13 protein-coding genes are annotated in these 15,528 nt (G+C 70.8%); 7 read left to right on the top strand and 6 right to left on the bottom strand.

Annotated features, from left to right (window positions below):
- Position 1: 1 nt before the first annotated feature.
- On the top strand, positions 2–2,203 hold the full coding sequence (locus tag ACEN9J_RS30580; RefSeq protein ID WP_413762885.1) for a TonB-dependent receptor: 2,202 nt from the start codon (positions 2–4) through the stop codon (positions 2,201–2,203).
- Here ACEN9J_RS30580 and ACEN9J_RS30585 read toward each other — a convergent pair.
- From ACEN9J_RS30585 to ACEN9J_RS30595, 3 genes are all read right to left on the bottom strand, one after another.
- Positions 2,200–3,060, bottom strand: coding sequence for a hypothetical protein (locus ACEN9J_RS30585; RefSeq protein ID WP_413762886.1), 861 nt, complete (start codon positions 3,058–3,060; stop codon positions 2,200–2,202). The two genes, ACEN9J_RS30580 and ACEN9J_RS30585, sit on opposite strands and share 4 nt — an antisense overlap.
- Positions 3,057–3,767, bottom strand: a complete 711-nt coding sequence (locus ACEN9J_RS30590) for a hypothetical protein (protein WP_413762887.1) — start codon at positions 3,765–3,767, stop codon at positions 3,057–3,059. Before ACEN9J_RS30590 ends, ACEN9J_RS30585 begins: the two co-directional genes overlap by 4 nt.
- A gap of 163 nt (positions 3,768–3,930) precedes the next feature.
- Positions 3,931–5,280 (bottom strand): cytochrome-c peroxidase, encoded by a 1,350-nt coding sequence (locus tag ACEN9J_RS30595; protein ID WP_413762888.1) that lies wholly within the window; start codon positions 5,278–5,280, stop codon positions 3,931–3,933.
- Positions 5,281–5,507: 227 nt separating this feature from the next.
- On the opposite strand from ACEN9J_RS30595, the gene acpA reads away from it, so the two are divergent.
- Positions 5,508–7,730: an acid phosphatase gene (gene acpA, locus ACEN9J_RS30600; protein ID WP_413762889.1), complete on the top strand. Its 2,223-nt coding sequence runs from the start codon at positions 5,508–5,510 to the stop codon at positions 7,728–7,730.
- Positions 7,731–7,794: 64 nt separating this feature from the next.
- Here the strand turns inward: acpA and ACEN9J_RS30605 are convergent, their stop codons facing one another.
- Positions 7,795–8,157: a VOC family protein gene (locus tag ACEN9J_RS30605; protein WP_413762890.1), complete on the bottom strand. Its 363-nt coding sequence runs from the start codon at positions 8,155–8,157 to the stop codon at positions 7,795–7,797.
- 86 nt (positions 8,158–8,243) lie between these two features.
- Here ACEN9J_RS30605 and ACEN9J_RS30610 point away from each other — a divergent pair, with 86 nt between their 5' ends.
- From ACEN9J_RS30610 to ACEN9J_RS30630, 5 genes are all read left to right on the top strand, one after another.
- Positions 8,244–9,083, top strand: coding sequence for a helix-turn-helix domain-containing protein (locus tag ACEN9J_RS30610; RefSeq protein WP_413762891.1), 840 nt, complete (start codon positions 8,244–8,246; stop codon positions 9,081–9,083).
- A gap of 89 nt (positions 9,084–9,172) precedes the next feature.
- A complete protein-coding gene (locus ACEN9J_RS30615; protein WP_057592811.1) occupies positions 9,173–10,069 on the top strand; it encodes a DMT family transporter in 897 nt (298 codons plus the stop codon).
- A 24-nt stretch (positions 10,070–10,093) separates the two neighbouring features.
- A complete protein-coding gene (locus ACEN9J_RS30620) occupies positions 10,094–10,819 on the top strand; it encodes an alanyl-tRNA editing protein (RefSeq protein ID WP_057592810.1) in 726 nt (241 codons plus the stop codon).
- A gap of 7 nt (positions 10,820–10,826) precedes the next feature.
- Positions 10,827–11,963 (top strand): acetylornithine deacetylase, encoded by a 1,137-nt coding sequence (argE, locus tag ACEN9J_RS30625; protein WP_057592809.1) that lies wholly within the window; start codon positions 10,827–10,829, stop codon positions 11,961–11,963.
- A 55-nt stretch (positions 11,964–12,018) separates the two neighbouring features.
- Complete coding sequence (locus ACEN9J_RS30630) at positions 12,019–12,669, top strand: DNA-3-methyladenine glycosylase I (RefSeq protein ID WP_413762892.1); 651 nt, start codon at positions 12,019–12,021, stop codon at positions 12,667–12,669.
- Positions 12,670–12,688: 19 nt separating this feature from the next.
- On the opposite strand, the gene ACEN9J_RS30635 is transcribed toward ACEN9J_RS30630, so the two are convergent.
- Together ACEN9J_RS30635 and ACEN9J_RS30640 are read right to left on the bottom strand one after the other, a co-directional pair.
- The gene (locus ACEN9J_RS30635; RefSeq protein WP_413762893.1) at positions 12,689–14,467 is read right to left on the bottom strand and encodes a tannase/feruloyl esterase family alpha/beta hydrolase; all 1,779 of its coding nucleotides are present in this window, start codon (positions 14,465–14,467) and stop codon (positions 12,689–12,691) included.
- A 137-nt stretch (positions 14,468–14,604) separates the two neighbouring features.
- Complete coding sequence (locus ACEN9J_RS30640) at positions 14,605–15,507, bottom strand: SDR family NAD(P)-dependent oxidoreductase (RefSeq protein ID WP_057594878.1); 903 nt, start codon at positions 15,505–15,507, stop codon at positions 14,605–14,607.
- Positions 15,508–15,528 lie beyond the last annotated feature (21 nt).

Here is a 15,528-nt window from a genome sequence, read left to right on the forward strand (position 1 = left end):
GATGAAACACACGATGTCGGGCGTGGCCGCGGCCATCGCCGCGCTGTCCATGGCGGGCGCGCAGGCACAGGAACAACCGACGCAACAAGCGCAACAGGAACTGGGCGCGATCACGGTCGAGGGCAACCGCGACGCCGAAGGCCTGCACCTCGAGGGCAGCAGCGGCACCGCCTCGCGCCTGGGCCTCACGGTGCGCGAGACGCCGGCCTCGGTCGAGGTGCTGTCGCAGGAGCTGATCCAGCAGCGCGGCGCGCGCACCTTCAGCGAGGCGCTGCGCGGCGTCACCGGCCTCGCGGGCGGCGGGCCGCCGTCGTCGCCCACCACGCTGTCGACGCGCGGCTTCACCAGCCTGCTCTACCTGTACGACGGCGTGCGCACCTCGGGCGCGGGCGTCACCAACCGCGTGCAGGACACCTGGAACTACGACCGCATCGAAGTGCTCAAGGGCCCGGCCTCGGTGCTCGACGGCGAGGGCGCGATCGGCGGCGTCGTCAACTTCGTGACCAAGCGGCCCGACCGCAACAACCCGAACCGCGAGCTCTCGGTCGGCTACGGCAGCTTCGGGTCGACCCGCCTGGGCGTGGGCTTCGGCGGGCCGGTCGGCGAGTCGGGTGCCTATCGGCTCGACTACAGCCACAACGACAGCCGCGCCGGCAATGTGCCGGGCAGCGGCGAGCGCATGGACCACTTCACCAGCGGCCTGGCCTTCGACCTCGGCGGCTCGGTCAAGCTCGACCTGAGCTTCGACTACCTGAAGGACGACAACAAGGCCTACTGGGGCACGCCGCTGGTGCCGGCCTGGTTCGCGACCGAGCCCACGGGCGTGGTGCGCACGCCCGACGGCCGCGTGATCGACCGGCGCATCGCGCGCATCAACTACAACGTGCTCGACAACGAGAACACCTCCGAGACCTACTGGCTCAGCGCGCGCCTGAGCGGCCGCCTCGGCGACAACTGGTCGTGGCGCAACACGGTGGCGGCCAACAAGTCGCAGCGCCTGTTCCGCAACTCCGAGAGCGCCGTGTTCGTCGCGCCCGCGAGCATCGCGCGCGACCAGACCCGGATCACGCACGACCAGGACTTCTGGCTCGAGCGCTTCGATGCCACCCACCACGGCACCTTCGGCGGCATGGATAACCGCTTCGTGGTCGGCGGCGAACTCAGCGGCACCCGCTTCGACAGCCAGCGCCGCTTCTCCGACGGCCAGGCCTCGACCGCCGCCGCGCTGCGCGTGCCGGCGCTCGCGCCCTTCACCGGCTTCTACAGCGACGATCCGCGCCTGAGCGCCACCGGCGCCGGCAACCGCACCGACACCACCTCGCGCGTCGACGTGAGTTCGGTGTTCGTCGAGGATGCGCTCAAGCCGCTGCCCGGCCTCACGCTGGTGGGCGGCTGGCGCCATGACCGCACCAAGGTGCAGCGCGGCATCGCCGACCTCAACGCCGGCGGCTACAGCCGCTTCGACACCAGCTACCGCACCGACTCGGGCCGGCTCGGCGCGGTCTACGACCTGTCGCCGCAATCCAGCGTCTATGCGCAGTACACCAACGCCACCGTGCCCGTGGGCTCGTTCTTCCTGCTGTCGCAGTCGAATGCCAACTTCCCGATGTCGCGCGGCAAGCAGGCCGAGGTCGGCTTCAAGCAGAGCCTGCCCGAGGCGCGGCTCGAGTGGACCGCCGCGCTCTACAAGATCGAGCTCGACAACGTGCTCTCGCGCGATCCCAACAAGCCCGGCGACACCGTCAACAACGGACGCCAGTCCTCGCGCGGCGTCGAGCTCTCGGCCGTGTGGCGGCCCACGCGCCAGCTCACGCTGGCGGGCAACCTCGCCGCGCTCGACGCGCGCTTCGACACCCTGGTGGAGGCCGGCGGCGTCTCGCGCGTGGGCAACACCCCGCCCAACGTGCCGCGCCACGTGGCCAACCTGTTCGCCACCTGGCGGCCCGACGACTCGAACTTCGAGTGGTTCCTCTCGCTCAACCGCGCCGGCCACGTCTTCACCGACACCGCGAACCAGATCCGCATCGAGGGCTACACCACCGTCGACGCGGCCGTCAGCTACCGCCTGAAGCCCGCCCTGCTGACCTTCCGCGTGCGCAACCTCACCGACCGGCTCTACGCCACCTGGGGCGGGCGCGCGGTGAGCCAGGTGCTGCTGGCGCCGGGGCGCAGTTTCGAGGTGTCGGCGCGCTTCGATTTCTAGCCCGCGCCCAGGCCAGCGAAGCCGCCCGGCATCCGGCCGATCGCGGCCCGCAGGGCATCGGCCTGCCGCCGCGATTGCATCAGCACCAGCCCGTTGGCGCCGAGCGCGCGCCGCCGCGCATCGTCGCGCAGCAGCGCGAGGCAGGTGGGCACGATGCCGTCGTACGAGGTGAAGGCCACGGCGCCCTCGTACGCGCGTTCCGCCTCGGGATCGTCGCCCGTCTCCGACACCACGCAGCAGCCGTTGGCCAGCAGGTAGGACACGCGCACCACCTCGAACAGCCGGCCCTCGTAGTAGTGCAGGTTCAGCACGATGCGGCTGCGCGCGATGTAGTCGTCGCGCGCGGCGCCGTAGACGCCGAACAGCGCGACCACGCGCAGCCCCGCGTCCTCGAGGGCCAGCAGCGCCGCGCGCCGCCGGTCGTTGACCGAGCCGTAGAACAGCACGTCGATGTCCCGCGTCTCGCGCGGCACGATGCGCCGCAGCGCGTCGGCGTGGCCCACCTCGCACAGCGTGGCCGCGATGCCCATCGAGCGCAGCAGCGCCACGTTGCGCGCGCTGTAGTCCCACACCGGGTGGCGGCGCAGCAGGTCGAGGTAGCGCTCGGACCACCAGGGCGAGCCGGGCGACAGCTGCTCGAGGTTGAACAGGATCGCGCCGCGCGGCGGGCTGTCGGGCACCGAGGGCAGCAGGTTGGCGCCGAGCACGAGCGTCTCGCCCTCGGGGCGGCGGTGCACGATCGGCGCGGCCACGCCGAGCTCGCGCAGGCCTTCGCTCAGCGCGAGCGCGAACTCCTCGAAGGCGCCGCTGTGGACATAGCCCGGCGGCGTGACGATCCAGATGCTGGCGCCGCTCATCCCGCGCCGGCGAAGCGTCCTTCGACCGACCATCCGTGCGGCGGGCCGGATGCCAAGCGCAGCTCGCCCCCGTGCGCATGCGCGATGGCACGCAGCAGCGCCTGGCGGTGCGCGCGCGCCAGTCGCTGGCCTGGCGTGTCGGCGGCCTCGTGCGCCTTCGGGTCGCCCGCATGCACGGCGATGCGAAAGCGCGGGCCGTCGATCTCGCTGATCACGATGCAACGCGACGCGGCGCGCGGCGCGAGCTCCTCCAGCGCGAGACGCACGAACTGCGCGACGCGCACCGGGTCGCCGAGGCAGTCCCCATGGCCGAGGCGGTCGTGCTCGACCCCGCCGGGCTGCGCCGAATGCCGCGCCTCGAGCGCCTGCCGGACCACGTGATGCAGCGGGAAGCGCTTCGCGACCGTGGCGATGCTCCGCCCGGCCGCGAGCCGGCAGAAGTCCGCGAGCTCCTCGGCCTGCTCGTGGGCGCGCACGGCGGCGCTGTCGATGTGCTCGAGCACCGCGTCGGCTTCGTTCAGGTCGCCGCGCCGCGCGAGCAGGTCCACGCCGAGGCGGATCGCGGACAGCGAGTTGCGCACGCCATGCATGGCGGCGTCCATGAGCCGGTCCATCGAGGGGGCTGCGGCCTGTTCGTCGCAGCCCGCGACGGGCGGTGGCATGGGCGATGCCAGCTGCGCATCGCCGTTCGAAAGGAGATCGGGCATGTCGTCACGCAAGGCGCCGTCGGGAGGAATCCGGGCGGCCGGCCTGGCGCGCTCGCGATGTCGGCGCGCGTGCGGCGGGCGATCCGACCCCCGGAATGATGCGCCGCCGCATCGCGGCCCGTTGTCGGGCGAAGCGGCAGCGCGTGTAGGCGGATGCCGACGTTCAGGGCTGGCGCGCGGCCGTGCGCAGCGCAGCGGGATCGGGCGCGTTGTGCTGGTCGGCGTCGGTCAGCGTGCGCAGGAAGGCCGCCACGTCGCGGATCTCGGCCTCGCTCAGCGCCGGCTTGCCGCCGGGCTTCTGGCCGAAGGGCGGGTCGGTGTTGACGTTGGCGTGGTACTGCGCGGGCAGGTCGTCGAAGGGGTGCACCTGGCCGTCCTTGCCGCGCGCATACCAGCGCCGCGGCGCCGTGTCGCGCTGCGCATAGAAGCGGATCACTTCCTCGAGCGAATGGAACACGCCGTTGTGGAAGAAGCTCTGGCGCACCGCCACGTTGCGCAGCGAGGGCGTGCGGAACAGGCCGCAGTACTCGGGATGGTCCTTCATGTCGGTGCGGATCGGGCCGCACACGCCCATGTCGTGATAGTCGGGGTCGGCATTGGCCGCGAGCTTGCGGTTGCGCGGCACGCCCAGCGCGATCTGGCCGAAGTCGCTGAACAGCGGGAAGGCGCCGTCGGGCGTGCGCTCGCTGATGTGGCAGGAGGCGCAGTTGCCCTTGTCCTCGGCGTTGAAGAGGGCGAGGCCGCGCGCCTCGGCCGCGTCGAGCTTCGTCTCGCCGCGCAGCACGGCGTCGTATTTGCTGGTGAAGGGATAGAAGTCTTGGGGCGATTGCTGGAACACCTCGAGCGCGAGGCCGGCCGCGCGCAGTGTCGCCTGCGGATCGCCGAACAGCGCGTCGCCGAAGGCCGCGCGCAGCTCGCCCGCATAGGGCGCGCGTTCGAGCTTGCGCGCCACTTCCTCGACCGAGGCATTGGCCATCTCGGCCGGCGACAGCAGCGGCAGCGCGGCCTGCTCGTGGGCCGAGCCCGCGCGGCCGTCCCACATGTGGCCACCGGTGGGGCCGGCGTCGATGCTGTCGTCGCCGTCGTTGTCGTGGTGGTGCTCGGTGAAGGCGATCAGCGTCTGCAGGTAGCGCAGCGAAGGCACGGCGCGCGGACCTTCGGTGCGGCCGTCGGGGCCGGCCAGTTGCACCGACAGGGCATTGGGTGGTCCCCAGGCGTGCTTCGGGTCGTGGCAGCTCGCGCACGAGGCCTGGCCCGAGGCCGAGAGGCTGCCGTCGAAGAAGATGCGCCGGCCCAGTTCGCCGAGCTGCGCGGGCGTGGGTTGTGCGCGGCCCGGCACCACCGCGTAGGTGGCGCCGAGGTAGGCCGGGTGCGCGGGCTCGGTGGCGGCCGTGGGCGCCGGCGCGGCGGGAGGCAATGTGCTCGCCGTGGGCGCCCGCTCGCAACCGCCGAGCAGCGCAAAAAGCAGGGCGGCCGCGGCATGCAGCGCCGGACGGCGAGGAAGACGGGGCATCGGGAACAGGTGGAAACGGGGGCGGGGGAGAGAGCCGGGCCAGGCCGTGGAACGAGGCTAGGAGCGCCCCATGTCAGAACCATGACATGCCGGATGGAGATTTCTTAGCCCTGAATTAGGAAGCCAAACGAAAGCTTTGCTTGCAACGCCGCTGTCATCTGCCCCCGAGAGCATCGCGCGGCCGGGCTTCCGCCCCGGTTCATCCACACCTCATAACAGCACACATGATGACCGCCTCCACTCGCAGCAGCGGTGCGCTCGCCTCGGCGCGCACCTTCGCCAGCCACTTCAAACCCTGGCCCACGGCCATCGCGGCGGCGGCGCTGGTCGTTGCCTGCGGCGGCGGGTCGGACGGCGGTGGCTTCCTGCCCTTCTTCGGCGGCGCCACCACCGCGGGCGTGGTCACGGGCAGCTACTACCGCAACGCCAAGGTCTGCATCGACGCCAACAACAACGGCCGTTGCGACGCGGGCGAAGCCAGCGCCACCACCGATGCCAACGGCGCCTTCACGCTCGCGGGGCAGGGCGCCGTGGTGGCCGAGATCGGCACCGGCAGCAAGCGCTTCGATCCCGACACCGGCGTCGAGAGCGCCGTGACCCGGGCGCTGGTGTTCCGCGCGCCGGCCGGCGCCAACGGCGTGATCAACGCGATCAGCACCGAGCTCGCCGCGCTGATGGATGCCAACGGTGGCAACCTCGGCGCCGCGCGCACCGCGCTGGCCACGCGCCTGGGCGTGAGCGAGAGCCAGCTGCTGGCCGACCACAACAAGGTCGGCGACGCCAAGGTCAAGACCGCGCTGCAGACCGAGATCGACCAGTCGATCGAGCGCATCGCAGAGGCCGTGGCCGAGGCCGGCAGCGGCGGTGACCTCGTCGCGGCACTGCGCAACCGCTTCGCGCTCGACGACATCACCAACGTGGTCGTGATCTATGCCGAGAACCGCGGCTTCGACAACCTCTATGGCCTGTTCCCGGGCGCCAACGGCATTCCGGGCGTGAACCCGACGTCGTCGGCCAGCACGGCCGAGCCGCAGAAGGACTTCGACGGCGCGACGCTGCCGAACCTGCCGCCGGTGTGGGGCGGCGTGACCGCGAGCGGCCAGACCACCGTGATCGCGCAGGCGCTGACCGTGGGCATGCCCAACCGCATGTTCCAGATCGACGACCCGAAGGGCTTCTACAACACCGGAACGGTGGTGCCTCAGACCATCATCACGCGCGACCTGGTGCACCGCTTCTACAACAACCAGATGCAGATCAACGGCGGCAAGAACGACAAGTTCACCGCCTACTCGGATGCCGGCGGCCTCAGCATGGGCTACTACGACGGCAGCAGGATGCAGCTCTGGCAGGTGGCGAAGCAGTACACGCTGGCCGACAACTTCTTCATGGGCGCCTTCGGCGGCTCGTTCCTGAACCACCAGTACCTGGTGTGCGCCTGCGCGCCGCTGTACCCGAATGCCGATGCCGACAGCTCGCCGGCCAAGGCCACCATCTCGGCCATCGACACCGACGCCAACGGCAACTTCGTGCGTCTCACGCCGGCCGACAATGCGCCGAGCTCGGTGCTCAACGGTGCGCCCACCTACAAGAACGACAACACGCTGACGCCGAAGGACGCCGCCGGCAACTTCTACGCGGTCAACACCATGCAGCCGCCGTACCAGCCGAGCAGCAACGCACCGGCGGCGAACGACGCGACCCATCACTACGCCGACCCGACCAAGGCCAACACCCTGCCGCCGCAGACGCAGGCCACCATCGGCGACCTGCTCACGGCCAAGGGCCTGAGCTGGGCCTGGTACGGCGGCGCGTGGGCCAGCACCACCGCCATCGCCGAGGGCGACCGCAAGTTCCCGGCCGCCGTGCCGCCGGCCGCGCAGACGCCGAACTTCCAGTTCCACCACCAGCCCTTCAACTACTACGCCGCCTTCGATCCGGTGCAGCATCCCGAGGCACGCGCCGCCCACCTCAAGGACTTCGACGCCGATTTCCTGAAGGACGCCGCCAACGGCACGCTGCCGGCCGTGAGCTTCTACAAGCCGCAGGGCAACCTGAACCAGCACGCCGGCTACGCCAGCGTGGCCGACGGCGACGCCCACATCGCCGACGTCATCGCCAAGCTCAAGGCCAGCCCGCAGTGGAAGCACATGCTGGTGGTCGTGACCTACGACGAGAACGGCGGCTTCTACGACCATGCGCGCGTGCCCAAGGCCGACCGCTGGGGGCCGGGCACCCGCATCCCCGCGCTCATCGTGTCGGACTTCGCGAAGAAGGGCTTCGTCGACAAGACGCAGTACGACACGGCTTCGACCCTGCGCTTCATCACGCACCGCTGGTCGCTGCCGGTGCTGCCGGGGCTGGTCGAGCGCGACAAGGCGCTGGTGAAGAACGGCCTGCCGGCGATGGGCGACCTGACGAGCGCGCTGGACTTCTCGAAGAAGTCCTGAGCGGCGCGAGACGACGCGCCATCGCGTCGTCCGGCTTGAAGCCTCGAGCCGGTGGATCGGGGTTTCAGCCGGCCAGCGGCACGTCGGCCACCATCAGCAGGTTGCCATCGGGGTCCTCGAAGCGCACGAACACGCCGTCGGCGATCTGCTCGTGCGCCGCCCCGATGCGCGCGAGAAAGTCTCGCGCCGCGACGATGTCGCGCGTCGCGAAGTGGAACAGCGGCTTGCGGTCGTTCGGGCCCGCGTAGTCCTTGCTGTCGAGCACCAGGCCGCTTCCTCCGTTCATCGGCAGCACGTAGATGTGGCCGAACAGCACCTCGCCATCGGGCTGCAGGCCCAGCAGCCGGCAGTACCAGTCGCGCGCGGCGTGGATGTCGCTGACGGGGATGAAGACGGCGCCGATGCGGGGAGCGATGGGGGAGAGCATCGCCCGATGCTAGAAGACCGGGCTGAGGAGATGCTGAAGGGCGGCGTATCGACTTTCTTCGCCGGAGGTGATCGAATCCCACGCAGATGGCCAAGCTCGATCCCCTGAACACCTCGCGCTACTGGCATGCCCCCGATCTGCCGGGCATGGACCTGCTGCACGCGGACTTCAGGACCCACGAGTACGCGCCGCATGTGCACTACTCCTTCGTGATCGCCGTCACCGAGGCCGGCGGCTCGGAGTTCACGAGCCGCGGCCGCACCGGCATCGCGCAGCCGCGCTCGCTGCTGGTCTTCAATCCGGCCGAGCCGCATTCGGGGCGCATGGCCGGCAGCGAGCGCTGGCGCTATCGCTCCTTCTATCTGGCCGATGCGGGTATCCGGCACCTGATGACATCGCTGGGTCAGGTCCAGGCCCGTTATTTCGCGTCGAACGCCATCGACGACCCGCAGCTCGTCGACAGCTTTCTCGCGCTGCACCAGGCCTTCGATGGCGACCTTCGGTCCGTCGATTCGCTGCGCCGGCAGGAACTGTTCGTGCAGAGCTTCGGAACGCTGTTCGAGCGCCATGCCCAGGCGGGGCGGTGCGCGTTGCCGGCGCCCGCAGGCGCGTGCGTGCTCGCGCCAGTGCTGGAGCTGCTGCACGACGCCTATGCGGAGAACCTGAACCTCGAGCGGATGGCCGCCGTTGCCGACCTCACGCCGTTCCAGCTGATCGGCGCCTTCAACCGCACCATCGGTCTCACGCCCCATGCCTACCTCACGCAGCTGCGGATCCGGGCCGCCATCCACCACCTCGCGGCGGGCCGGCCGCTGACCGACGCGGCGGTCGCGAGCGGCTTCTACGACCAGAGCGCGCTCACGCGGCACTTCAAGCGCACCTTCGGCATGACGCCGCTGCAGTACGTGCGCGCCCGCAAGGGCTGAGCGCTTCCCGCAATTTTCGCCAATACGCCGGCGCGTTCGCCGGCCAGGATGCGTGCCACGGCTTCGGCTTTTTCGCCACCGTACGCACCATGACCACGACCCTCGCGCTTCCCGCCGCCGCCCGCGGCCAGTTCCTCTCCTTCGCGGCGCTGCTGCTCGGCGCGGCCGCGCTGGCGCTGGGCGGCGTGTTCCTGCGCCACAGCGAGCTGCAGCCCACGGCCAGCGCGGTCTATCGCGTGGCGCTCGCGATTCCGGTCTTCTTCCTGCTCGACGCACTGGCCGCGCGCGCCGAACCCGCGCCCCGGACCGCACCGGCGTTTCCGGTCCGGCTGGTGCTGGTCGGCTTCATCTTCTCGGGCAACCTCGCGCTCTACCACTGGTCGATGACCCTGACCACGCTGGCCAATGCCAACCTGCTCGCGAACCTGGCGCCGATCTTCGTGGTGCTCGGGGCGCGGCTCTTCCTCGGCAAGAAGTTCAAGCGCGGCTTCCTCGCCGGCATGCTGTGCGCGCTGGCCGGCGCCTTTCTCCTGATCGGCCACCGGCTCGACTTCGGCTCGGGCCGCATGGCGGGCAACCTGCTGGGCCTGCTGTCGGCCGTGTTCTACGGCAGCTACCTGCTCGCGGTCAGCCTCGTGCGCTCCAACTACCGCACCATGAGCGTGATGGCCTGGAGCAGCCTCGGCACGCTGGTCGTGCTGCTGCCGGTGGCGCTGCTGCGCGGCGAATCGCTGGTGCCGCACACGATGCACGGCGTGCTGATGCTGCTCGCGCTGGCGCTGGTGTCGCACGTGGGCGGGCAGGGCCTGATTGCCTATGCGCTGGCCAAGCTGCCGGCTGCGCTGTCCTCGATCACGCTGCTGGTGCAGCCCGTGATCGCGACGGTGCTCGGTGGCTGGCTGTTCCACGAGTACCTGAGCCTCACCGAATTCGCGGGCGGCGCGATCATCCTGATCGGCATCGTGACCGCGCGGCGATTTTCCTAGTCCCTCTGTCGAACCGAAGATCCGATGTCACCCTATCTCTGCCACCTCGAACCCGATTGCCTGCGCTTCGAAGCCGGCGTCATCGCGCGTCGTCCCGACGCCGTGCTGCTCGATCGCTCGTATTTCTATCCCGGCGGTGGCGGTCAGTTGAGCGACCGCGGCACGCTGCAGTGGAAGGGGCGCGCGTTGCGCGTCGACCGCATCGAGACCGAAGGCGCCAATGCCTGGCATTGCCTGGCCGAAGGCGAGGCCGCGCCCGAATCCGGGGAGCGCGTCCTCGCGAACGTCGACCCCGACTTCCGCTTCCTGATGAGCCAGTTGCACACGGGCCTGCACATCCTCAACGCGCTGGTCTACCAGCGCTTCGAGGGCTCGCTGGTGACCGGCGTGCAGATGGCCGCCGACGGCACGGCGCGCATCGACTTCGACCTGCCCGCGGCCGACAACAACGCGTTGCGCGCGCTCGAACCCGAACTCAACACGCTGATCGGCGACGGCCTGCCGGTCAACGTCCTCTACCTCGATGCGAACGAGCTCGCACGCGAGCCCGGCCTGCTGCGCAGCCGCTCGGTCGCGCCGCCGCGCCAGGACGACGGCATGACGCGCATCGTCGAGATCGCGGGCCTCGACCGGCAGGCCTGCGGTGGCACGCACCTGACGAAGACCTCGCAGTCGGCGCCGCTGCGCATCCTCAAGATCGAGAACAAGGGGCAGCACAACCGCCGCATCCGCATCGGCCTGGCCGCATAGGGCCGGCATGACCACGGTCGAGATCCTGCGCGCGCTGGTCGCCTTCGACACCACCTCGCAGCGCTCCAACCTCGACCTGATCGACTGGGTGGCCGACTACCTCGCGGCGCACGGCGCGGATGTGCACCTCGTGCGCAGCGACGACGGGTGCAAGGCCAACCTGCTCGCGCGCGTCGGCCCCGATGCGGCGGGCGGCATGGTGCTCTCGGGGCACAGCGACGTGGTGCCGGTGGCGGGGCAGTCGTGGCGCTCCGAGCCCTTCGCACTGGTCGAGCGCGAGGGCCGCTTCCATGGCCGTGGCGCGGCGGACATGAAGGGCTTCATCGCGGCCTGCCTGTCGGCCGTGCCCGCATGGCAACGCGGCAGGCTGCAGCGCCCGATCCATCTCGCGTTCTCGTACGACGAGGAGATCGGCTGCCTCGGCGTGCCGCGCCTCGTCGACAGCCTCGAGGCGCGCGTGCAGGCGCCCGCGCTCGCGATCGTCGGAGAGCCCACCGGCATGCGCATCGGCGTGCGGCACCGCGGCTTCTTCGGCCATCGCGCGCTGTTCAGCGGGCTGGCCGCGCATTCGAGCGATCCCTCGCTCGGCGCCAGCGCGATCGAACCCGCGGCGCATCTGGTCACGCGCCTCGCGCGGCTGCGCCGCAGCCTCGATCGGCAAGGGCAGGTGGCCACGCTCAATGTCGGGCGCATCGACGGTGGCAGCGCGATCAACATCGTGCCCGGTTGCTGCGAGGTGCTGTGGGAATTCCGCCCCGAGGACGAAGCCGCGGCCGAGCGCGTGCGCGCCGCGGTGCGCCGCATCCTCGCGGCCCTGCCCGCGGGCGTGAAGGTCGAGGCCGAGCAGGTCGCGGGCGTGCCCGCGCTGTCGGCCCGGGGCAGCGAGCCGGCGGTCGCGATCGCGCGCGCGCTCGGCGCGCTGTGGCCCGAGGCCGAATTGCCCTTCGGCACCGAGGCGGGCTTCTTCCAGCAGGCCGGCATCCCGACGGTGGTGTGCGGGCCGGGTTTCATCGCGCAGGCGCATCAGCCCGACGAGTGGATCGCGGCGGATCAGTTGCGCGCGGCCGATGGCTTCATGGCCTCGGTGGGGGCGTGGGCGATGCGCGATGTGGCCGAGCGGTTGCGCGCGAGCCGGCGCGAATAGAAAGACCGGAACCGGCGAGGCACGCGCGAGCGCACTTCGCGACAATGCCACCCCCATGGACCTTGCACCCGATGCCTCTCCCGCCGACGACGACGGCCTGATCCAGTCCGCCGACGGCCGGCGCCACTGCGCCTGGCACCCGCAGATGCCCGACTACCACGCCAACGAGTGGGGCCGCCCGGTGGGCGACGACCGCGCGCTGTTCGAGAAGATCTGCCTCGAGGGCTTCCAGTCGGGCATGGCCTGGATCACCATCCTGCGCAAGCGCGAGGCCTTCCGCGCCGCCTTCGCCAACTTCGAGATCGACAAGGTGGCGGCCTTCGGCGAGAAGGACATCGAGCGGCTGATGGCCGATGCAGGCATCGTGCGCAACCGCGCGAAGATCGTCTCGGCGATCAACAACGCGAAGCGCGCGCAGGAACTGATCGCCGAGGCGGGCTCGCTGGGGGCCTGGTTCTGGCGCTTCGAGCCCGGGCCGAAGGACCGGCCGGCCGTGGTCGATATCGCCTACTACCGCGCCAACCCGACCACGCCGGCGTCGCAGCGCATGTCGAAGGAATTGAAGCAGCGCGGCTGGACCTATGTCGGTCCGACCACGCTCTATGCGCTCATGCAGGCGATGGGGCTGGTCAACGACCACATCGAGGGCTGTACCTGCCGCGCGGCGGTGGAGGCGGCGCGCGAGCGCTTCGTGCGCCCGCGCTGAGCCGCCGCCTGTCAGCGCCTCAATTCACGCACTGGAACGACCCCGCCAGATTCACATCCCCCGACCCTTTGTACTGTGGCCACTTCGGGTAGTCGCACAGCGGCCGCGTGCGCCCCGGCACGCCGGCGGTATCGGTCGTGACCTGGTTGCTTGGTGCCGTGCCCTTCTCGACCCAGCCCTCGAGCGCGGTCAGCGAATCCCAGGTGGCGTTGAACACGCTGCTGACCGCATGGCCCAGGCCCGCGACCTCGTAGTAGCGCACGAAGCCGTCGACCTCCGACGGGCCCCAGCGCGACTGCAGGCGCTGGTAGTACTGCTCGGTGGCGCGCGTGCTCACCAGCACGTCGGCCAGGCCGTGCGCGAGCAGCAGCTTGCCGCCGCGCGCCTTGAAGGCCGAGATGTCGGTGCTGGCGTCGAGCTGGGTGCTCAGCGCGCTGATGCGGCTGGCCCACGGGCCCGGGTCCTCGGGGTCGAGCGAGAGCGAATCGAAATTCGCGTCGCGCGTCACCGAGTACTTGATCCACTGGTCGGTCAGCACGCTGATGTAGGGCGCGTTGGCCGGCATCGGCCGCGTGGGCTGCGCGCTGCCGAAGGCCAGGAAGGTCACGGTGGGCTCGAGTGGCGAGGTCCAGGTGCTGATGCCGGGATCGGCGCCCCAGATGTTGTAGCCCGGGTACTGGGTCTCGCCGCTGGCGAGCGCGAAGCGGAAGTTGGTCGCGGTGTTGATGCTCTTCATGGCCGCGATCTGCGCATCCGACAGGCAGCTGTTGCCGGTGTCGGCGCCGCCCGCGCAGCGCACGGGCGCGCCCTTGAGCATGGCGGTGGCAGGATCGAAGCGCGCGTTGCACAGCGTCTGGTTGCTGATCAGGCCGTCGGCCACGCCGTCGAGCGCGTCGCAGGCCTCCATGGCGGCGTTGTAGAGCAGCTCGCGCTTGGCGGCATTGGGATAGGCGCCGGGCTGCGCCAGCGCGCGGCTCATGCGGTGGCCGCCGAGCAGCGCGGCGGCATCGTTCCAGGCCGGGTACCAGGCGATGGCGCCGTCCCAGTCGGCCGGCCAGCGCTGGATGGCGGTGACGGCCTCGCGCCCGCCGGTGGAGCCGCCCGCGAAGTACGACTTCGAGGGGCTGGCCGCGTAGCGTGCCTGGACGATCGCGAGCGCGGCATCGTGCGTCTTCTTGAGCGCATCGCCGCCGAAGTTGCGCACGGCCTCGTCGTTGAGGCCGAAGCGGCCGTCCTGCGAGCCGAGCGCATTGGCCTGGTGGCCCGAGTCGCTCGCGAAGGTGGCATAGCCGCGGGCCAGCGGCACGGGCTGGTCGACCGGACCGTTGGGCACGTTGCCCTTGACGCTGGGAATGCTGCCGTTGAAGCCGCCGCCACCGAACATCACGACCTTGCGGTTCCAGCTCGTGGGCAGGGCCACGGTGAAGCGGATGTCGGGCGCGCTGGCGTCGACCGGCGAGATCTTGCCCGACACCTCGCAGTACTCGGGCAGCGCGGCCACGCCGGCGCCGGCGGCCGGCACGGTCTTGGTGGCCGTGACGGTGGCGCCCGAGGTCGGCAGGCCGATGGCCGCGGCCGGCACGCTCAAGCCCGGCAACTGCTCGCAGCTCAGCGCGGCGCTCGATGGTGGCGGAGCGGGTGGCGGGGGCGGCGGTGGTGGGGGCGCGGGCGGCTGGCTGCCCGAGATGGGCAGCAGAAAGCCGTTGCCGCCACCGCCTCCGCCGCAGCCCACGAGCGTGGCGCTGACGGCGATGCAGGCGGCGACGGCCAGGACGATGTCGCGATGGCTGGATGTCATGGGTCTCCGATGTCGTTGGTGTTGGGACGCGGCACAGTCTCGCGCGCGCGGGTCCCGAATCCAATGTGCGGGCCGGACACAGCAGGCCGCGTTCCTGTGTGCGCGGCCCATGCCGCGTAAACCCTGAGCAGGCGCCCTCAGTGCGGCAGCGGCACCTCGAAGCCGGCCTTCGAGAGCTCCCACTGGTACTGCTCGAAGCCCGTGCCCGGCACGCGCTCGTCGGCGCGGTCGCGGATCTCGTCCATGCGCGCCGCGACCTCGGCCGCGGTGTAGTCGCTGCCGTCGATGAAGATGCCGCGCGTCATCGTGAGGTGGGCGCTCTCGAAGCTGCCCGCGCCCGCGAGCAGGATGGTGCGCGTGGGCGCGTCCTCGCCCACCAGCGCGACCAGCCCGGGGCTCACGTAGTCGGGCTGCAGCCGGGCCAGCGCCTCGGGCGGCAGCACGCCCTCGGTCATGGCGGTGGCGGCGGTGGGCGCGAGGCAGTTCACGCGGATGTCCTGCCGCTCGCCCTCGAGCGCGAGGGTCTGCATCAGGCCGACCAGCGCCATCTTGGCCGCGCTGTAGTTCGACTGGCCGAAGTTGCCGTACAGGCCCGAGGAGGAGGTGGTCATCACGATGCGGCCATAGCGCTGCGCGCGCATGGTCTCCCACACGGCTTTCACCGCATGCACGCTGCCCATCAGGTGCACGTCCATCACGCGGCGGAAGTCCTCGAGCGTCATCTTCGAGAAGCTCCTGTCGCGCAGCACGCCGGCGTTGTTGACGAGGATGTCGATGCGGCCCCATTCGGCCACGGCGCGCGCGGCCATCGCTTCCATGGCCGCGAAGTCGGTGACGTCGCCGCCGTCCGCGATGGCGCTGCCGCCCGCGCGCACGATCTCGTCGGCCACGGCGCGGCCCGGCGATCCTTCGTGCGCGCCGGCCACGTCGTTGACCACCACGCGCGCGCCATGGCGCGCGAGCGCCAGCGCATGGGCGCGGCCCAGGCCGCTGCCCGCGCCGGTGACGATGGCCACGCGGCCTTCCAGTGTCTTGTTCATTGCTGTTCCCGATGAATGAAG

The organism is Variovorax sp. Varisp41, from assembly GCF_047325085.1.
Classification (GTDB): Bacteria; Pseudomonadota; Gammaproteobacteria; order Burkholderiales; family Burkholderiaceae_C; genus Variovorax.